The organism is Pseudomonas persica (assembly GCF_900291015.1).
GTDB lineage: Bacteria > Pseudomonadota > Gammaproteobacteria > Pseudomonadales > Pseudomonadaceae > Aquipseudomonas.
The window spans coordinates 22,995-42,847 of record NZ_OLKL01000047.1 but is presented as its reverse complement, the minus strand read 5'-3'; the positions used below and the strand labels follow the sequence as shown (position 1 = coordinate 42,847).

Sequence of the window (19,853 nt, the reverse complement as noted above, 5' to 3'; positions counted from 1 at the left end):
TAAGTTACAGGTAGCAAGAATGGCCAAAGAATATAGCCGTACCCAACGTATCGGCGATCAGATGCAGCGCGAGCTGGCCGAGCTGATCCGTCGCGAAGTCAAAGACCCGCGTGTCGGTCTGGTTACCATCACTGCCGTCGACGTTAGCCGTGACCTGGGTCATGCCAAGGTGTTCATCACCGTCATGGGCGAGGAAACCCCGGACGCCGTTCAGCAGTCGCTGAAGGCTCTGAACAGCGCCGCAAGCTTCCTGCGTTTGCACCTGGGGCGCTCGATGCAGCTGCGCAGCGTGCCGCAACTGCACTTCCACTTCGATGAAAGTGTCAGCCGCGGTGTACACCTGTCGGCGCTGATCGAGCGTGCAGTGGCCGAAGACCGCCTGCACAAGGATGCCGACAAGCCGGACGCCGAGGAGTAAGCGGTGGCCCAGGTCAAACGTATCCGCCGCAATGTCAGCGGCATCATCCTGCTCGACAAGCCGCTGGGCTTCACCTCCAATGCCGCCCTGCAAAAGGTGCGCTGGTTGCTCAATGCGGAAAAGGCTGGCCATACCGGCAGCCTCGACCCGCTGGCAACCGGCGTGCTGCCGCTGTGCTTTGGCGAAGCGACCAAGTTTTCGCAGTACCTGCTCGATTCCGACAAGGGCTACGAAACAGTCATGCAGATGGGGCAGACTACCAACACCGGCGATGCCGAAGGTGAGGTGCTGCAGACCCGCGAGGTGACCGTTGGTCGCGCCGACATCGAAGCCCTGCTGCCACGTTTTCGTGGTCAGATCAGCCAGATTCCGCCGATGTACTCGGCGCTCAAGCGTGACGGCCAACCGCTGTACAAGCTGGCACGTGCAGGAGAGGTAGTGGAGCGTGAGGCGCGTTCTGTTACTATTGGCCGCTTGGAGTTGCTCGAGTGCGAAGGCACCCGTGCACGGTTGAGCGTAGGATGCAGCAAAGGCACCTATATCCGCACCCTGGTGGAGGATATTGGCGAGGCCCTTGGCTGCGGCGCCTATGTCGCCGAGCTGCGCAGGACCCAGGCCGGGCCCTTCGCGCTGGCACAGACGGTCACCCTCGAGGAACTCGAACAGGCCCACGCCGAAGGCGGCAACGAAGCGCTCGACCGCTTCCTGATGCCCTCTGACAGCGGCCTGCAGGACTGGCCGCTGGTGTGCCTGTCCGAGCACAGTGCGTTCTACTGGCTGCATGGGCAGGCGGTACGCGCGCCGGACGCGCCACAATTTGGCATGGTCCGGGTACAGGATCACAATGCACGCTTCATCGGTATCGGTGAAGTGAGCGAAGACGGGCGCATTGCGCCGCGTCGGCTGATTCGGTCGGAATGACCGAAACCGTGGGGCCAGGCAATTGCCAGACTCCACGGCATCAAGGGTGGCTGTCAGTAGGCACGGTCACACCTTTTTTATTAATACAGGGATTAGTCCCTGGCCTATTGGACCCCGCATGCGGGATCCGTTATCAGGAGAAGCCACATGGCCCTCAGCGTTGAAGAAAAAGCTCAGATCGTTGCCGAATACCAGCAAGCCGCCGGCGATACCGGTAGCCCGGAAGTGCAGGTTGCTCTGCTGACCGCCAACATCAACAAGCTGCAAGGCCACTTCAAGGCCAACGACAAAGACCACCACTCCCGTCGTGGTCTGATCCGTATGGTCAACCAGCGTCGTAAGCTGCTGGACTACCTGAAGGGCAAAGACACCACTCGTTACAGCGCCCTGATCGGTCGCCTGGGTCTGCGTCGCTAATAGCGGCCTGACCAGTGGTGTGCATGGCGTGTCGCAGGCTTCGGCAGGGCTGTTTTGCAGCGCTGCCGTTGGACACGCCACGCGTATCTCCGAGGTTGGCAGCCTGGCAATGCTGAGCGGATTTTCCGCTTGGTGCCAGGCTCCCAGCCTCGTGTTGTATCTGGACGGTCAACGGGGCCGATTCCCCGTTCTGCCCAAGAATTCGCAAGAAACCAGTTCCCCCCAGAGCCACTGAAAAAGGTAGGAAACCGTGAACCCGGTAATCAAGACTTTCCAGTTCGGTCAATCGACCGTCACTCTCGAAACGGGCCGTATTGCCCGTCAGGCAACCGGCGCCGTGCTGGTTACCGTCGACAACGACGTCACCGTGCTGGTGACTGTGGTAGGCGCCAAACAGGCTGATCCAGGCAAGGGTTTCTTCCCGCTGTCGGTTCACTACCAGGAAAAGACCTACGCCGCCGGCAAGATCCCGGGTGGCTTCTTCAAGCGTGAAGGCCGTCCTTCCGAGAAAGAGACCCTGACCTCGCGCCTGATCGACCGTCCGATCCGTCCGCTGTTCCCGGAAGGCTTCATGAACGAAGTGCAGGTCGTCTGCACCGTGGTTTCCACCAGCAAGAAGACCGACCCGGACATCGCTGCGATGATCGGTACCTCGGCTGCCCTGGCCATTTCCGGCATTCCGTTCGAAGGCCCGATCGGCGCCGCTCGCGTTGCCTTCCACGAAAGCACCGGCTACCTGCTGAACCCGACCTACGAGCAACTGGCTGCCTCGAGCCTGGACATGGTCGTTGCCGGTACCGAATCGGCTGTACTGATGGTTGAATCGGAAGCCAAAGAGCTGACCGAAGACCAGATGCTGGGCGCCGTACTGTTCGCCCACGACGAATTCCAGGCCGTGATCCAGGCCGTCAAGGAACTGGCCGCCGAAGCCGGCAAGCCGACCTGGGACTGGCAGCCAGCCCCGGCCAACGTCGAGCTGATGAACCTGGTGCGTGGCGAGTTCGGCGAAGCCGTTTCGCAGGCCTACACCATCACCCAGAAGGCTGACCGCTACAACCGCCTGGGCCAGCTGCGTGACGAGGCTGTTGCCCGTCTGAGCAACGAAGAGACCTGCCCGTCCGCCAGCGCCATCAAGGAAATCTTCGGCGAGCTGGAATACCGCACCGTCCGCGAGAACATCGTCAACGGCAAGCCGCGTATCGACGGCCGTGACACCCGCACCGTGCGCCCGCTGAACATCGAAGTCGGCGTACTGCCGAAGACCCATGGTTCGGCACTGTTCACCCGTGGCGAAACCCAGGCCCTGGTCGTCGCGACCCTGGGTACTGCCCGTGACGCCCAGCTGCTGGACACCCTGGAAGGCGAGAAGAAAGACCCGTTCATGCTGCACTACAACTTCCCGCCGTTCTCGGTGGGTGAGTGCGGCCGCATGGGCGGCGCCGGTCGTCGTGAAATCGGCCACGGCCGCCTGGCCCGTCGTGGCGTACAGGCGATGCTGCCGAGCGACAGCGAATTCCCGTACACCATCCGCGTGGTTTCGGAAATCACCGAGTCCAACGGTTCCAGCTCCATGGCTTCGGTCTGCGGTGCTTCCCTGGCCTTGATGGACGCCGGTGTACCGATGAAGGCACCGGTTGCCGGTATCGCCATGGGCCTGGTCAAGGAAGGTGACAAGTTCGCTGTCCTGACCGACATCCTGGGTGACGAAGACCACCTGGGCGACATGGACTTCAAGGTAGCCGGTACCGCCAAGGGTGTTACCGCGCTGCAGATGGACATCAAGATCAACGGCATCACCGAAGAGATCATGGAAATCGCCCTGGGCCAGGCCCTGGAAGCGCGCCTGAACATCCTCGGCCAGATGAACCAGATCATCGCCCAGTCGCGTAGCGAGCTGTCGGCCAACGCTCCGACCATGATCGCGATGAAGATCGACACCGACAAGATCCGTGACGTCATCGGTAAAGGCGGCGCCACCATTCGCGCCATCTGCGAAGAAACCAAGGCTTCGATCGACATCGAAGACGACGGTTCGATCAAGATCTTCGGCGAAACCAAGGAAGCGGCAGAGGCTGCCAAGCAGCGCATCCTGGGTATCACTGCCGAGGCCGAGATCGGCAAGATCTACGTCGGCAAGGTCGAGCGCATCGTCGACTTCGGTGCTTTCGTCAACATCCTGCCTGGCAAGGACGGCCTGGTGCACATCTCCATGCTGAGCGATGCTCGCGTCGAGAAAGTTACCGACATCCTCAAGGAAGGCCAGGAAGTTGAAGTACTGGTACTGGACGTGGACAACCGCGGCCGTATCAAGCTGTCGATCAAGGACGTTGCCGCGGCCAAGGCCTCGGGCGTCTAAGCGACTGCCAGGCAACAGGAAAGGGCCCTTCGGGGCCCTTTTTTCATGGGGCGAAAGGGAACCTTTTGCGGACTTGCATCTTGCATGCAGGTTTATCGTGCGGATTGCAAAATGCACGACTGCGGGCAGGCGGGCTATTCGCTAAGTAGTTGATTTCTAATGAAACAGCCTGAGCAGAATAACTGGCATAGCGCATGCAACTATCCTCATACCTGTCGCCAGGAAATACGGCGCAGACCTTTCGAAAAACAGGAGTGACCCCTATGAAGAAGTTCGCCATTGCTGCCGCTACTGCTACCGCTCTGACCCTGACCATGGCTAACGCGGCATTCGCCCAGCAGTCCACCCAGGCCCCGATGACGCTGGCGGCCGGTGAGGTGACCAAGACCAAGGAAGCGGCCTCCGATACCTGGATCACTACCAAGGTAAAGGCTGACCTGATGACCGAGAAAGGTGTGCCTGGTGGCGATATCAAGGTCGAAACCAACAAGGGTGTCGTGTCGCTGTCCTCTGATACGGCGGTGACCGCAGCACAGAAAGAGGCGGCCATTGCCATCGCCAAGAAGATCAAGGGCGTGCAGGCCGTGTCGGCTGATGGCCTGAAGGCCGAATAAGGAATGTCTCGTCGGCCAAACGGATTTGGCCATCTATTCAGTCAGGGGCCGCAAGGCGGCCCCTTTTTGTTTAATACACCGGATTACGCGCAATCACATCACTCTCGAAGCATTCCTGCTCAAGGATCAAGGGCTCGACCAGCGGCCGGCTGTCGCGGAAATGCGCAGTCTGCGTATGCGCTTCATACGCCGCATCATCACGGTAGATCTCGTACAGGTAGATCACCTCCGGGTCGAGCCGGTCCTGCGACACATCGAACACCAGGCAGCCAGGTTCGCTGGCGACGGAAGCAGCGGCATTGACCTTGATCGCGATCAGAAAATCCTCGGCGCAACCGGGCTTCACTCGGGTCTTGATGAACAGGCTATACACAAGGCTCTCCTTTTGTTTTAAATTCATTTGTGAATTGTATACAGAAATGGAGTCTCGCCAATGTCCGAATTGCCTGCACGCCCTGGCCGCCTGAACGGCCTGCGCCATATTGCCTTGTTGGTGCCCAACCTGGAGGAGTGCGAACGCTTCTACGTCGATGTGCTGGGCATGGAAGTGTTGAACCGCGCCAACGAAGACTTGGTGTATCTCACTTGTGGTAATGACAACCTGTCGCTGGGGCGCGGGGCAGGGGCCGCCAATGGGTTGCAGACCCTGGACCACTATGGGTTCATCGTCGATAGCGTGGAGGAGCTGGAGGCCTGGTACCAGTACTTCAAGGCCCACGGTGTGACCTTGCTGGATCGGCCGTTCAACCATGGTGACGGGGCGCGTAGCTTCCACCTGTTGGACCCGGCTGGGAACAAGGTGCAGCCGCTGTATCACCCGGCGGTGTCGGGGCAGCGGTTGGTCTGAAGCCTGTACCGGCCTCTTCGCGGGTAAACCCGCGCCTACAGGCCCGCGCAGTACCTGTGGGAGCGGGTTTACCCGCGAAGAGGCCAGACCTGCCAGTAGAGCTTACTCGGCATCCAGATGCATCGGCGTCACCACCCGCCCATCGCTCTCGGCCTGACCCAGGTTGGTATCGATGAAGTACACCCGGTCATCTTCCAGCTGGCCCTTGTCCACCAGGTAATCCTTGATGCTGCTGGCCCGCTCCTGGCCCAGTGTGCGCAGTAGCGCGGTACTCTCGGCCCAGGATTTGATCACCGCCTCGCGCAGCTTGGCGGTGCGCTCGTCACGGCCAAGTTGCTCCCATTCGGCAGGCGGTTGCTGTTTCAGACGGTTACGGTAGATGCCTTCGAGCATCGCCGGTTTGTCGCTGTCGTCGACGACCAGCATCGAGGCATTGGCCGGCACCTTGTCACCGCGACGCTGCAGGATCTTGTACCAGGTGGCCTGGTACTCACGCTCCAGGCGCTGCTGGGCGATCAGCGGGCCATCGCTGGCCTGGGCGCTGGTGCCTTCGATTTCCAGGCGCAGTTCCGGGCGCTCTTTCAGGGCCGAGGCCAGCTTGTCCAGCGATGCCTGGGCGTCGCCACTGAGCTCGCTGGAGCCCGGGGCGAAGGCCACGTTGCCCAGATCTTCCGAGCCACCGCCGGCAACCAGCCCGCCAATGAACTTGAACGGCGCCTGCGCCGCACGCAACACCAGGTTGCGCAGTGTTTGCCAGACGATTGGCATCACGCTGAACTGCGGGTTGTTGAGGTCGCCGGACACTGGCAGCTCGATCGAGATCTTGCCTTCGGTATCCTTCAGCAGCGCCACTGCCAGGCGGATCGGCAGGTCCACTGCGTCCGGGCTGTCGACCTTCTCGCCCAACTGCAGCTGCTCCACCACCACCTTGTTCTCGGCCTTCAGCTGGCCATTGGTGATCAGGTAGTGCAGGTCTAGGTTGAGCCGACCCTTGCGGATACGGAAACCGGCGAATTTGCCGGAGTAGGGCGTCAGTGTGGTCAGCTCGACCCGCTTGAAGCTGGTGGCGATGTCCAGGCTGGCCAGCGGGTTGAACGGGTTGAGGGCGCCTTTGATGGTGACCGGCGCGTAGCGGTCGACCTTGCCCTTGACGTCGACCTTGGCCGGCACCGGCTTGCGGTTGTCGATGGTGCCGATCTGGCCGTTGAGCTGCTGGATGGCGGTGGCGAAATTGGGGGTAAGGGACAGGTCGGCGAAGTTGGCCGAGCCGTCGTTGATGTCGATCTGGCCGATGTGGATACCCAGTGGCTTGTCGTTGCTGGCTGCGGCCGGCTTGGCCTGGCTGGTCGCCGGGGCGCCGGCCGGCTGTGGGATCAGCAGGTCATTGATGTTGGTGGTGCGGTCTTCATTGATGATGAAGCGCGCATAGGGCTGCAGCAGGGTCACCTTGTCGATCGACAGCGCATCGCCGTGCATGTAGGACAGGCCGTCGACGTTCACCTGCTGCCATTTGACGAAGTCACGGCTCTTGATGGTGTCCAGGGTATGCAGCTGGCTGACCTGTGCCTTGCCGGTGACGCTGAAGGCCAGCGGTGCGGTGTTCTTCAGGTCGACCTTGAGGTCGCTTGCGAACATGCCGCTGCGCAGCTCCAGCAGGATGAACGGGCTGATATAGGCCTGGGCCACGCGCAGGTCGATGTCGCGGCTGCTGACGTCCAGCTTGGCCCAGATGGGCGCCAGGTTGACCTGGCCGGATGCCTGCAGTTTGCCTTGCCTACCCACGCCGGTATCGAGCTTGAGGGTGAAGGGCGACTGGTTGAGGCTGTCGAAACCTTGCAGGTCGGCGTTGAGCTGGCCGACGTCGAGGGCCACCGGCTCTTTCTGGGTACGGTCTGCCAGGTGCACCAGGTAGTTACGCAGTTGCACGTCCTTGAGCAGCACCTGCCAGGGCTTGCTCGGCGCCTTGGCGGCTTGCTGTTCGGGCGTGGGCTCGGCGGCGGCGGGCTCGGCCTTTTCTTTCGGCGTGGTCTTGGCCGGCTGGCTGGCGAACAGCTTCTGCCAGTCGAGCTGGCCGTCCTTTTCCAGCGCGGCCCAGGTTTCCAGTTTTTCACTGCGGATCTTGCCCACGGTGACCAACTGCTTGACCAGGTCGACCGAGGTTTCGCTCACCTCCAGGCTGGCCAGGCGTGCCAACGGGCGGCCATCCGGCGCCTTGATGGCGAACGGCGCGATGCGCAGCGAAGCGTTGTCCAGCAACAGTTCGGTCTGCTTGGCGAGGTTGAGCTTGTAATGGGTATCGAGGCTGACTACCCCCTCTTCGAGCACCAGTGGCACGGCATCGCGTACATAGGGCCAGAACGCCTTCATCTTGCTGTCGGTGATCTTCAGTGTGCCCTCGGAGGCGATCGGCGCCAGGCTCAGGGTGCCTTTCCAGTCGATGCGCCCGCCGTTGGGGCCGATGGCCACCAGGGTCATGTCGGCATTGTCGTTGGGCAAGGTGCTGAGGTTTTTCAGCTCCAGGTTCATGTTGTCGTAGAGGAACTCGATCGGCTCGCTCGGACGCAGGTCCTCGAAGTGCAGGTAGCCCTCGCTGAGCTTGATGCTGCCGATACGCAGGGGGAACGGGTCGCTGGGCGGCTCGTCGGGCTTGGCTTCGCTTGGGGGCAACTTGAACAGGCGGGTCAGGTTGAGGGTACCGTCCTTGGCGAACAGCACTTCGTTGCGTGGCTTGACCAGTTCTACTGCGTCCAGGTGCAGGGCGCCGCTCCACAGGCTGTCGAGCGAGAGGTTGGCGTATAGCCGGTCGAAGCCGACCTGCTCCTTGCCCGGCTCGCCGATCTGCAGGCCCCACAGCGTCAGCTCGAGGCTGAAGGGGTTGAGCTCGATCCGTTCGAGGTGGGCAGGCACGGTTGCGTACTGGGCCAACTGCTGGTTGGCGATGCGCAGCGCGACACCGGGGAGTATGAGAAAGCCGAGAAGGCTGTAGAGGGCTACGAGGGCCAGCAGTGCGCCAGCGGCGCGAGTCAATCCTTTGTACATGTGTCGCTTCGTCTGTCTAAGCAGGAAAGCTTGGAGTATGGCACGTTAAATCAGTTCCGCTGAGGCGACCATTTGCCATCATTCGATGCCCATACGCCGTTTGGCCCGGTGTGCCGAGCCGTCGCGCATTGCCCAGCGCAGTATCGGCGCGGTGCGTTGCAGGCCCAGGCGGATCATGCGCTGCTGCAGCGGGCCGTGCTGCAGGCTGAGCATCGCCTGGGCCCAGGCCGGCAGCAGGTCGATACCCGCGTGCAGCATCAGCTTGCCCATTGGCTGCGCCAGACGGCTGGGAGCCGGGGCGTCGAGCAGGATGTCGACCACTTGGTGGCTGCGGGCATCGCATTGCAACTGCGGGCGCATGCGCTGCAGGTAGTCCGCGACCTGCTGGCACGAGCGCGGCACGTTGCGGGCACCAAGGCGCTCGGCGATCAGCGCGATTTCGGCGTAGTAGGCATCCTGCTCGGCGCGCGCAAGGTGGGGGTTGCGGTAACGCAGGTGGGCGGCGAGGAAGCTGCTGACTTCCGCCACATGCACCCAGGTCAGCAGGTCCGGGTCGCTGGCCGCATACGGGCGGCCATCCGGCGCGGTGCCGGTCACCTGCAGGTGGATGGTGCGCACCTTGTCGATCAGCCACTCGGCATCCCGGGTGGCGCCGAAGGTGGTGCCGGAGATGAACTGGCTGGTGCGGCGCAGACGGCCGAGCAGGTCTTCACGGAAGTTGGAATGGTCCCACACCCCGGCCAGGGCCAGCGGGTGCAGCAACTGCAGCATCAGGGCACTGATGCCCCCGACCAGCATGCTCGGGAAATCGCCATGGACCCGCCAGCTGACACTGTGCGGGCCGAACAGGCCGGGGTCGCCCTTGGGCGATTCCAGGTCGAGCTGGCCGAGGGCCAGCCCGGTGAGGCTCATGACCTGGGTTTCGATGCGGCGGCGAAGGGCTTCCATGGCGACCTGTGGTTCAGGGCAGCCATGAACAGCGGCCGCCGGTTACTGGTTGAGGCGTTTGTCGATCAGGCCCTGCACCACGCCGGGGTCTGCCAGGGTCGAGGTATCGCCCAGGTTGTCCAGCTCGTTGCAGGCGATTTTGCGCAGTATACGCCGCATGATCTTGCCTGAGCGGGTCTTGGGCAGCGCCGGAGCCCACTGGATCAGCTCGGGCTTGGCAAAACTGCCGATTTCCTTGCTGACCAGGGCCAGTAGCTCGGTCTTTAGCGCTGCGTCCGGGGTTACCCCATTCATCGTCGTGACAAAGGCGTACACCCCCTGGCCCTTGAGGTCGTGGGGGTAACCGACCACGGCAGCTTCGGCGACGCTGTCATGCAGCACCAGCGCGCTTTCCACCTCGGCGGTACCGATGCGATGGCCGGAAACGTTGATCACGTCATCGATACGCCCGGTGATCCAGTAGTCACCATCGGCATCGCGGCGGGCACCGTCGCCGGTGAAGTAATAGCCGGGCATCGGCTTGAAATAGGTGTCGACCATGCGCTGATGGTCGCCATAGACGCTACGGATCTGCCCGGGCCAGCTGGCCTTGATGACCAGCAGGCCGGCACCGGGGCCTTCGATGAGCTTGCCCTTTTCGTCCAGCAGTACCGGTTGCACGCCGAACATGGGCTGGGTGGCACAGCCGGGCTTGAGCGCCTGCGCGCCGGGTAGCGGGGTGATCATGATGCCGCCGGTTTCGGTTTGCCACCAGGTATCGACGATGGGGCAGCGCTTTTGTCCGACGGCCTCGAAGTACCATTCCCAGGCTTCGGGGTTGATCGGCTCACCGACGCTGCCGAGCAGGCGCAGGCTCTGCCGCGAGGTGCCTTGCAGTGGTCCGTCGCCTTCGCGCATCAAGGCACGCAGGGCGGTCGGGGCGGTGTAGAAGATGTTTACCTGATGCTTGTCCACTACCTGCCAGAAGCGCGAGGTGTCCGGGTAGTTGGGCACGCCTTCGAACATCAGCGAGATCGCACCATTGGCCAGCGGCCCATAGACGATGTAGCTGTGTCCGGTGACCCAGCCGACATCGGCGGTGCACCAGAACACCTCGCCTTCGCGGTAGTCGAACACCACCTTGAAGGTGAGGGTGGCCTGCAGCAGATAACCGCCGGTGGTATGCAACACGCCTTTGGGTTTGCCGGTGCTGCCGGAGGTATACAGGATGAACAGCGGGTCTTCGGCTTCCATCGGCTCGGGGGCGCAATCGTCGCCGGCCTTTTCCGTTGCCTGGTGGTACCACAGATCGCGGCCTTCGGCCCAGGCGACATCAGCGCCGGTGCGGCGTACCACGAACACGCTGCTGACTGCGGGGCAACTGGCCAGGGCCTTGTCGACGTTCTGTTTCAGCGGAATGCGCTTGCCACCGCGCACGCCTTCATCGGCGGTGATCACTGTGCGGCAGTCGGCATCGAGGATACGGTCGCGCAGGGCGTCGGGCGAAAAGCCGCCAAACACCACCGAGTGGATGGCACCGATACGGGTGCAGGCAAGCATGGCGAAGGCGGCCTCGGGGATCATCGGCATGTAGATGCACACCCGGTCGCCTTTCTTCACCCCGCGTGCTTTCAGCGCATTGGCCAGGCGGCAGACCTGGCGGTGCAGTTCGCGGTAGGTGATGGCCTTGGAATCCTTGGGCTCGTCGCCTTCCCACAGCAGGGCGGTCTGTTCGCCGCGTCGGGCCAGGTGGCGGTCGATGCAGTTGTAGCTGACATTGAGCTGGCCGCCGTCGAACCAGCGGGCTTCGCCGCTCTTCAGGTCGCATTGCTGCACGCTCGACCAGGGCTTGATCCAGTCCAGGCGCTTGGCCTGTTCGGCCCAGAAGGCGTCGGGGTCGTCCACCGACTGGCGGTAGAGGCGGCGGTACTCATCGGGGGTGAGGGCGGCGGACTGGCTGACGGCCAGGGCCTGAGGGTAGTTGCGGATATCGAACATGGCGGGTGGTCCTGCTCTTGTAAGGGGCGAGGGACTGCAACGGCTATTCGATAGGACAGTGTAGCTGGGCGAGGTGTTCAACCTGTGCCGGCCCTTTCGCGGGTAAACCCGCTCCCACAGGGACCGCACCTATTTGAGATTCGTGCAATACCTGTGGGAGCGGGTTTACCCGCGAAGAGGCCGGTGCCGGTTTCAGATCAACCGCGGTGACGGCCGCGGAAGTAGTTGATCAGGCCTTGGGTGGAGCCGTCTTCGGCGCTGTCTTCCAGGCTGCCGACCAGGCGCTGGTACACGCCCTTGCCCAGCTCCTTGCCCAGTTCCACGCCCCACTGGTCGAAGGCGTTGATGCCCCAGATGACGCTCTGTACGAAGACCTTGTGCTCGTACATCGCCACCAGCGCGCCCAGGCGGCGCGGGCTGATGCGTTCCACCACCAGGGTGTTGCTCGGGCGGTTGCCCGGGATCACCTTGTGCGGGGCCAGTTTTTCGATGTCCGCTTCGTTCAGGCCTTTGCCACGCAGCTCGGCTTCGGCTTCCTCACGGGTTTTGCCCAGCATCAGTGCCTGGCTCTGCGACAGGCAGTTGGCGTACAGCCACTGATGATGGTCGGCCACCGGGTTGAAGCTCACCACCGGCACGATGAAGTCGGCCGGAATCAGTTGGGTGCCCTGGTGCAGCAACTGGTGGTAGGCATGCTGGCCGTTGCAGCCGACGCCGCCCCAGATCACCGGGCCGGTATCGGTCTTCACCGGGGTGCCATCCTGCAGCACGCTCTTGCCGTTGGACTCCATGTCCAGCTGTTGCAGGTGCTTGGTGATGTTGCGCAGGTAGTGGTCGTACGGCAGGATCGCGTGGCTGTTCGCGCCCCAGAAGTTGCCGTACCACACGCCCAGCAGGGCCAGCAGCACCGGCATGTTCTTGTCGAACGGCGCGGTCTGGAAGTGCTGGTCCATGGTGTAGGCACCGGACAGCAGTTCCTTGAAGTTGGCGGTACCGATGGCCAGGGCGATCGGCAGGCCGATGGCCGACCACAGCGAGTAGCGCCCACCCACCCAGTCCCACATCGGGAAGATGTTTTCTTCGCGGATACCGAAGGCCACGGCGGCGGCCTTGTTGCTGGAAACGGCGATGAAGTGGCGGTACAGCTCGGCTTCCGAGCCGCCCTGGGCCAGGTACCAGGTACGCGCAGCCATGGCGTTCTTCAGGGTCTCGAGGGTGTTGAACGACTTCGACGAGACGATGAACAGGGTGGTTTCGGCGCGCAGGTTGGCCGACAGCTCGTGGAACTCACTGCCGTCGATGTTCGCCAGGTAGTGGCAGCGCACGCCGCGCTGGGCATATGGCAGCAGCGCCTCGGAGACCAGCTCGGGGCCGAGGAACGAGCCACCGATGCCGATGTTGACCACGTCGGTGATCGGCTTTTCGCTGTAGCCGCGCCACAGGCCGTCATGGATGCGGCCGACCAGTTCGGTGATCTGGTTGAGCACCTTGTGCACTTCCGGCATGACGTTCACGCCGTTGACGCTGAGCTTGTCGCCCACTGGCCGACGCAGGGCGGTGTGCAGCACCGGGCGACCTTCGGACGCGTTGATGATTTCGCCGCTGAACATCGACTTGATAGCGTCCTGCAGGCCCACTTCGTTGGCCAGGTTGACCAGCAGGTCGCGGCTTTGTTCGGTGATCAGGTTTTTCGAGTAGTCGAGGAACAGGCCGCAGCAGCTCAGGGAGAACTGGTCGAAGCGTTTGGCATCGGCGGCGAAGGCTTCGCGCATGCTGAAACCTTGCATGGCGTCGCGGTGTTGCTGGAGCGCCTGCCAGGCGGGCAGGGCCGTCACATCGTGGGGTGTACGGTAATACGCCATTGCGCGGGGTTCCCTTGGTGCGTGGTGAGGCCTTGGACACGGCAGTCATTGCCGGGTTCAGGCTGGCACCATTATAGGCAAAGGCCACTTGCAGGGAATGGGTATGGCGGGGGAATTTGGGGGGAGCAACTGTCTTGTGTTGCCTGTACTGGCCTCATCGCCGGCAAGCCAGCTCCCACCTCGAGCGCATCGACCACGAGGTGGGAGCTGGCTTGCCGGCGAATGGGCTGCAAAGCAGCCCCATGCTGTTACGCGGTCTTCTCTTCCACATGCAGGTAAAGGTTGTCGATCAATCGCGTGTTACCCAGGTAAGCCGCCGCAATCACCACCAGATCTCGATCATCGATCACTGCTGGACGCAGGCTCACGGCATGACGCACTTCCAGGTAATCCGGCCGGAAACCAGCGGCGGTCAACTGCGCCTGGCCTTCGGCAACCAGCGCGGCAAAGTCCCGCTGGCCCCGGCCGATGCCAGCAGCGATATGCTGCAGCGTGCGGTACAACGCTGGCGCCGCAGCCCGCTGCTCAGGCGTGAGGTAACCATTGCGCGACGACAGCGCCAGGCCGTCCTCGGCTCGTACGGTGGGCTCGCCGATGATCTGGATCGGCATGTTCAGGTCGCGCACCATGGCGCGGATCACTGCCAGCTGCTGGAAGTCCTTTTCACCGAACACGGCAAGGTCGGGCTGGACCATGTTGAACAGTTTGCTGACCACAGTGGCCACGCCTTCGAAATGCCCGGGCCGGCTGGCGCCGCACAGGCCCTCGGAAAGGTGCGGCACGCTGACACGGGTTTGCACGCTCATGCCGTCGGGGTACATCTCTTCGACGGTAGGCGCGAACAGCAAATTGCAGCCTGCCTGAAGCAGGCGCTCCTGGTCGGCGGCCAGGGTGCGCGGGTACTTGTCGAGGTCTTCGTTGGCGCCGAATTGCAGTGGGTTGACGAAGATGCTGGCGACCACGAAATCGGCGCGCTGCGCGGCCTTGGTCACCAGGGCGGCATGGCCGCTGTGCAGGTTGCCCATGGTCGGCACGAAGCCGATGCGCTTGCCTTCACCGCGGGCGCGGGCGACTGCGGCGCGCAGTTCGCGGACGGTCTTGACTGTATTCATGCACTGAACCCGTGTTCGCTGCCAGGGAAGCTGACTTGCTTGACCGCCTCGACGTAAGCGACGAGGGCACTGTGGATATCCGGCTGGCCTTGCATGAAGTTCTTCACGAACTTCGGTACCCGGCCGCTCAGCGACAGGCCAAGCATGTCGTGCAGGACCAGCACCTGGCCATCGGTGCCGCTGCCGGCGCCAATGCCGATCACCGGTATGCCCACGGCATTGGTGATTTCCGCCGCCAGTTCGCTGGGCACGCATTCGAGCAGCAGCATCGCCGCACCGGCTTGCTCCAGGGCGATGGCGTCGGCGCGCATTTGCCGGGCCTGGGCTTCCTGGCGGCCCTGGACCTTGTAGCCGCCCAGCACGTTGACAGTTTGCGGGGTCAGGCCCATGTGCGCGCACACCGGCACACCACGCTCGGCCAGCAGGCGGATGGTCTCGGCCAGCCAGGCAGCGCCTTCGATCTTGATCATGTGGGCGCCAGCCTGCATCAGCGTGGCGCTGTTGGCAAAGGCCTGCTCCGGGGTGGCATGTGCCATGAACGGCAGGTCGGCGAGGATCAGCGCACCGTCGTTGCCACGTTTGACGCTGGCGGTGTGGTAGGCCATGTCCGCGGTGGTCACTGGCAGAGTGCTGTCGTGGCCTTGGAGGACCATCCCCAGCGAGTCGCCCACCAGCAACACTTCGACACCGGCCTGGCTGGCGGCCTTGGCGAAGGTCGCGTCGTAGCAGGTCAGCATGGTGATTTTTTCACCCTTGGCCTTGAGGCCATTGAGGGTGGTCAGGGTTACTTCAGGCATGTAGGAAATTCCTCGTTCAGGCGCTGTAAAAAACGACTGCATTCAACGCGTGTAGTCATCTTCCGGAGCGGCACATCATCGCGCGTGATGTTCGGGCACAGGTCCGTCCGGGCCTAAATACGGGTATGCGGCACTTTGGTGCCACACGGGACGCCTATAGTCGTGAGCGAGGTGGGGGAAGTCAATCACCCTGTTACCGCATTGTTACGATCAGGGTGTTACTGGCGTTACCGCGCCAGCGTGCAAGGCTGGAATGCCCGGTTTACAGGCGTTCCAGGCCGACGAACGGGCAGTCGTCGAGCAGTTGCGCGAGGGCGCGGCCATCGGCCAGGCGAAAATCGCCCGGTACCAGTTCGGCCAGCGGGTACAGCACGAAAGGCCGGGCATGCATGTGGTAATGCGGCACTTTCAGGCGTGGCTCATCGAGCACCTGGTCGCCGAACAGCAGGATGTCCAGGTCCAGTGTGCGCGGGCCCCAGCGCTCCTTGCGCACGCGGCCCTGATCGTGCTCGATGGCCTGCAGTGCATCGAGCAGGGCCAGCGGCGGCAGGGCGGTGTCCAGGGCGGCGACGGCATTGGTGAAACGTGGCTGGCCGGGCAGCAGCGAATCGCTGGTGTACAGGGCCGAGGCCGCCGCCAGGCGCGTGCTTTCTATCTGGTCGAGCGCCTGCAAGGCACTGCGCAGCTGCTCGGCAGGTGCGTCCAGGTTGCTGCCCAGGCCGATATAGGCGCGGATGCTCACTCGAACGCCTCGTCGCCACTGCGTTTGCGTTTGCCACCGCTGCGCTTGCGTTTGCGCGGGCCGGCGCCTTCGTCACGGCTGCCCAGCTCGCGGATCATCTCGCGGCGCTCGCTGTCGTTGGCATCCTGGTAGTCGGTCCACCACTGGCCGAGGTCGTCGGTTTCTTCCCCGGCGCTTTCCCGCAGCAACAGGAAGTCGTAGCCGGCGCGGAAGCGCGGGTTGTCCAGCAGCATGTCGGCGCGCTTGCCGCTGCGGCGGGGCAGACGCTCCTGCATGTCCCAGATCTCGCGGATCGGTAGGGTAAAGCGTTTGGGGATGGCGATGCGCGCGCATTGCTCGGCGATCAGGTCGTGGGCCGCACCGTTCATGGCCGGGATCGGTGGTACGCCCTGGTTCTGCAGGTGCAGCACGCGGGCCGGCAGGGCTGGCCACAGCAGCGCGGCGAAGAGGAACGCCGGGGTTACCGGTTTGCCTTGCTTCACGCGCAGGTCGGTGTTGTTCAGCGCCTGGCTGATCAGCGTGTGGGTGTAGGTCGGGCGCTCGTCCAGGGCATGCGAACTGGCCGGGAACAGCGGCTCGAACAACTGCAGGTCGACCAGCATTTCGAAGACGATGGCGCCCTGCCCGGAGAGGAACAGCTTGAGGCTCTCTTCGAACAGACGCGCTGGCGGAATCTCGCGCAGCAGCGGGGCCAGTTCGCGGATCGGCTGGACTGTGTGCTTTTCGATGCCGAAGTCGAGCTTGGCGGCGAAACGCACCGCACGCAGCATGCGCACCGGGTCTTCCTGGTAGCGGTGGGTAGGGTCACCGATCAGGCGCAGCAGGCGGTTGCGGATATCGTGCACGCCATTGGCGTAGTCGAGGATGCGCTCGCTGACCGGGTCGTAGTACAGGGCGTTGATGGTGAAGTCGCGACGTTGCGCGTCTTCCTCCAGGGTGCCGTACACGTTGTCACGCAGGATGCGGCCACTGGCATTGTGCGACGAACGGTGGCTGTCGCCCTGATCGTCTTCCGAATGGTGGGCGCGGAAGGTGGCGACTTCGATGATCTCACGGCCGAAATGCACGTGGACCAGCTTGAAGCGGCGACCAATGATGCGCGCATTGCGGAACTCGGCACGGACCTGTTCGGGGGTGGCGCTGGTGGCGACGTCGAAGTCTTTCGGCATGATGCCCAGCATCAGGTCGCGGACACAGCCACCGACCAGATAAGCCTGGTAGCCGGCGCTTTGCAGGCGCTCCACGATGTTCACCGCATGGCGGCTGAACTGGTGGCGCTGCAGCGAGTGCTGGCTCTTGTTGATCACCTTAGGCGTGGTGCGCCTGTGGTGCGGGCCCGGTACGGGCGGGCGGAACGACTGGAACAGCTTCTTCAGCATGGGATGCACTGTTTGAAGGAATGTTCGGCCAAGAATAGGAGAATGGCCGCATGATGGGCGGGGATTCTAGCATTTACTCAAGGAATGGTGTAGGCGGGTAGCAGGATGCCTGCCAGAGGGGTAGAAACGACAAGGGGAGCCTAAGCTCCCCAAGAAGTCGTTGCGTGCTCTTATTGTTTTTCTGCTGGGCTTCTTGTTTTTGTTGAGTGCCCTGTCCACAAATCTCGAAGCTTGTGGACGACCCCCAATCCAGGGGTTAAGAGCAAACGGATTGCTTTGGCCGCTGATGTCACGTTGATCTGTCGATCCAACCAGTTCAGGCGCTGCTTTTTAGTGCAGTTTTTGTTGTTCTCTGCCTGGTTGTGGGGCAAGCCCCAAACACGCATCCTCTCCAAAAGAATCAGTTAGCTGCGCCTCCGCCGTCTTGTTTTTATTGTGCGTGAGCCGTTTCGTCTTGTTCTTATTCTGAGTTGCAGTGCTTGTTATTGTTCTTGTACCAGACATATAGCAGGTGCCGTGCCAACTTTTCGAAATCCAGTAAAATCAAGGGCTTGGGGCGGTTTCGAGAAATTTCGAGGGCTGAAAATATCGAAATTTCGTTACCGTATGCCTCGGGGACTGTTACGGCGGAAAGCTTGGGTAACAGATTTTTGCGGGGGCTTGGGTGTTTTCTGGCCAGGTGTGCTCGCCACGCCTGTTTAGCGCCTATGCGATCGAGCGCCGCCCGCGCGGCGCATCGCGAGCTGCGCTCGCTCCTACGTTTGTTTCGGGCCAGTCACGCCTGTCACAGGCGCGCGCGACCGCCTTGTTCGTTCGACGCGATTTCCCGTCATGCGCCAAAGCGTTCGCGCGCAAATCCCCCAGGAATAATTGGCCCCAAACAAACGTAGGAGCGAGCGCAGCTCGCGATGCGCCGCGCGGGCGGCGCTCGATTTCACAGGCGCCACATGTGCTGCGGCTTACGCTGATCAGGTCGGGGTTATTCGCTGGTAGCGTTGCTCTTGCGCCGTGGGATGCCCAGGCGCTGGCGGCGTTCCCACAGGCACTTGCGGCTGACCCCGAGCTTGCGGGCCAGTTCGGTTTCGGTCATGTGGTCCTGATGCTCGAGCACGAAGTGCTGGAAGTAGTCCTCCAGCGACAGGTCCTCGGTCGGCTCATGGCTGGCATTGGTCGCACTGGCCACGGCCAGGGCGCTGTCGAGGATTTCGTCCTCCTCCAGGTCGCCCAGCTCGATGTCGATGCCCAGCAGGTCGGCGGAAATTTCTGCGCTCTCGCTGAGGATCACCGCACGCTCCACGGCGTTTTCCAGCTCTCGCACGTTACCCGGCCAGCTGTAGTGGCGAATGGCCTGCTCGGCTTCGGCCGAGAAGTGCAGGTCGTCGCGACCGATGCGCGCACTCTGGCGGGCGAGGAAGGCGCTGGCGATCTCGTTGACGTCGCTGCCGCGCTCGCGCAGGGCAGGCAGTTTCAAGGCGATCACGTGCAGGCGGTAATACAGGTCTTCACGGAACTGGCCGGCCTTGGCCAGGTTCTTCAGGTCGCGGTGGGTCGCGGCGATCAGGCGTACATCGACCTTTTGCGACTGTACCGAACCCACCCGGCGAATCTCGCCTTCCTGTAGCACGCGCAGCAGGCGGGCCTGGGCTTCCAGCGGCAGTTCGCCGATTTCGTCGAGGAACAAGGTACCGCCATCGGCAGCTTCCACCAGGCCGGCGCGCCCGGCGCTGGCGCCGGTGAATGCGCCTTTTTCGTGGCCGAACAGCTCGGACTCGATCAGTGTCTCGGGGATCGCCGCGCAGTTCACCGAAATCATCGGTGCCTTGGCGCGGCGCGACAGGTTGTGCAGGGCGCGTGCGACCAACTCTTTACCGGTGCCCGACTCGCCCTGGATCAGCACATTGGAGTCGGTGGGCGCGACCTTGCGGATTTTGCTGTACATGTCCTGCATCGGCGGGCACGAGCCAATGATGCCGATTTCGCCATTGGCGGCTGCTGCGCTGCCTTTGTCGGCCGGGGCGGCTTTGCCATTGGTGGCGCGTGGCTCGGCCGTCGGTGCGGCAGTTGGAGCGTTCTGCCGGTCGCGCAGGATGCGCGCCACGGCTTGCAGCATCTCGTCGTGGTCGAAGGGCTTGGCAATGTAGTCCACCGCGCCCATTTTCATCGAGTCTACCGCCGAGCGCAGGCTGGCGTAGCTGGTCATGATCAGCACCGGGGTGCCCTGGCCGAGCTTGATCAGTTCGGTGCCGGGCGCGCCTGGCAAGCGCAGGTCGCTGACGATCAGGTCGAAGGTGGCAATGCTGAAGCGTTCCTGGGCTTCCTGCACCGAGCCGGCTTCGCTGACCTGGTACTGGTTCCGCTCGAGCAGGCGGCGCAAGGCCGAGCGGATGATGGTTTCGTCTTCGACGATCAGAATGTGCGGCATTG

At 62.9% G+C, this 19,853-nt stretch carries 16 protein-coding genes; 6 read left to right on the top strand and 10 right to left on the bottom strand.

Annotation, left to right across the window (positions count from 1 at the left end; genetic code table 11):
• The first annotated feature begins 19 nt into the window (after positions 1 to 19).
• From rbfA to FQ664_RS22250, 5 genes are all read left to right on the top strand, one after another.
• Positions 20 to 418: a 30S ribosome-binding factor RbfA gene (rbfA, locus tag FQ664_RS22275; protein ID WP_025340699.1), complete on the top strand. Its 399-nt coding sequence runs from the start codon at positions 20 to 22 to the stop codon at positions 416 to 418.
• A 3-nt stretch (positions 419 to 421) separates the two neighbouring features.
• Positions 422 to 1,339 (top strand): tRNA pseudouridine(55) synthase TruB, encoded by a 918-nt coding sequence (truB, locus tag FQ664_RS22270; protein WP_013974284.1) that lies wholly within the window; start codon positions 422 to 424, stop codon positions 1,337 to 1,339.
• A 147-nt stretch (positions 1,340 to 1,486) separates the two neighbouring features.
• A complete protein-coding gene (gene rpsO / locus FQ664_RS22265) occupies positions 1,487 to 1,756 on the top strand; it encodes a 30S ribosomal protein S15 (protein ID WP_003249971.1) in 270 nt (89 codons plus the stop codon).
• A gap of 250 nt (positions 1,757 to 2,006) precedes the next feature.
• Entirely contained in the window at positions 2,007 to 4,112 is a 2,106-nt protein-coding gene (gene pnp / locus FQ664_RS22255) for a polyribonucleotide nucleotidyltransferase (protein ID WP_144174945.1), read from the top strand.
• A gap of 263 nt (positions 4,113 to 4,375) precedes the next feature.
• Positions 4,376 to 4,726 (top strand): BON domain-containing protein, encoded by a 351-nt coding sequence (locus tag FQ664_RS22250; protein WP_144174943.1) that lies wholly within the window; start codon positions 4,376 to 4,378, stop codon positions 4,724 to 4,726.
• Between the two features lie 70 nt (positions 4,727 to 4,796).
• Here FQ664_RS22250 and FQ664_RS22245 read toward each other — a convergent pair whose 3' ends face one another.
• Complete coding sequence (locus FQ664_RS22245) at positions 4,797 to 5,099, bottom strand: heme-binding protein (RefSeq protein WP_144174941.1); 303 nt, start codon at positions 5,097 to 5,099, stop codon at positions 4,797 to 4,799.
• Positions 5,100 to 5,159: 60 nt separating this feature from the next.
• Here FQ664_RS22245 and FQ664_RS22240 point away from each other — a divergent pair, with 60 nt between their 5' ends.
• Positions 5,160 to 5,573, top strand: coding sequence for a VOC family protein (locus FQ664_RS22240; protein ID WP_010955354.1), 414 nt, complete (start codon positions 5,160 to 5,162; stop codon positions 5,571 to 5,573).
• 102 nt (positions 5,574 to 5,675) lie between these two features.
• Here the strand turns inward: FQ664_RS22240 and FQ664_RS22235 are convergent, their stop codons facing one another.
• From FQ664_RS22235 to FQ664_RS22195, 9 genes are all read right to left on the bottom strand, one after another.
• Positions 5,676 to 8,612: a DUF748 domain-containing protein gene (locus tag FQ664_RS22235; protein WP_144174939.1), complete on the bottom strand. Its 2,937-nt coding sequence runs from the start codon at positions 8,610 to 8,612 to the stop codon at positions 5,676 to 5,678.
• Between the two features lie 78 nt (positions 8,613 to 8,690).
• A complete protein-coding gene (locus FQ664_RS22230) occupies positions 8,691 to 9,560 on the bottom strand; it encodes an oxygenase MpaB family protein (RefSeq protein WP_144174937.1) in 870 nt (289 codons plus the stop codon).
• Positions 9,561 to 9,602: 42 nt separating this feature from the next.
• Entirely contained in the window at positions 9,603 to 11,537 is a 1,935-nt protein-coding gene (gene acs, locus FQ664_RS22225; RefSeq protein WP_144174935.1) for an acetate--CoA ligase, read from the bottom strand.
• 197 nt (positions 11,538 to 11,734) lie between these two features.
• A complete protein-coding gene (gene pgi / locus FQ664_RS22220) occupies positions 11,735 to 13,399 on the bottom strand; it encodes a glucose-6-phosphate isomerase (RefSeq protein WP_144174933.1) in 1,665 nt (554 codons plus the stop codon).
• Between the two features lie 248 nt (positions 13,400 to 13,647).
• Positions 13,648 to 14,511 (bottom strand): pantoate--beta-alanine ligase, encoded by an 864-nt coding sequence (gene panC / locus FQ664_RS22215; RefSeq protein WP_144174931.1) that lies wholly within the window; start codon positions 14,509 to 14,511, stop codon positions 13,648 to 13,650.
• Positions 14,508 to 15,308, bottom strand: coding sequence for a 3-methyl-2-oxobutanoate hydroxymethyltransferase (gene panB, locus FQ664_RS22210; protein WP_087499429.1), 801 nt, complete (start codon positions 15,306 to 15,308; stop codon positions 14,508 to 14,510). Before panB ends, panC begins: the two co-directional genes overlap by 4 nt.
• Positions 15,309 to 15,570: 262 nt before the next feature.
• Positions 15,571 to 16,050, bottom strand: a complete 480-nt coding sequence (folK, locus tag FQ664_RS22205) for a 2-amino-4-hydroxy-6-hydroxymethyldihydropteridine diphosphokinase (protein WP_144174929.1) — start codon at positions 16,048 to 16,050, stop codon at positions 15,571 to 15,573.
• Positions 16,047 to 17,429 (bottom strand): polynucleotide adenylyltransferase PcnB, encoded by a 1,383-nt coding sequence (locus FQ664_RS22200; protein ID WP_144174927.1) that lies wholly within the window; start codon positions 17,427 to 17,429, stop codon positions 16,047 to 16,049. Before FQ664_RS22200 ends, folK begins: the two co-directional genes overlap by 4 nt.
• A 979-nt stretch (positions 17,430 to 18,408) precedes the next feature.
• Positions 18,409 to 19,851, bottom strand: a complete 1,443-nt coding sequence (locus FQ664_RS22195; protein WP_144174925.1) for a sigma-54-dependent transcriptional regulator — start codon at positions 19,849 to 19,851, stop codon at positions 18,409 to 18,411.
• Positions 19,852 to 19,853: the final 2 nt, after the last annotated feature.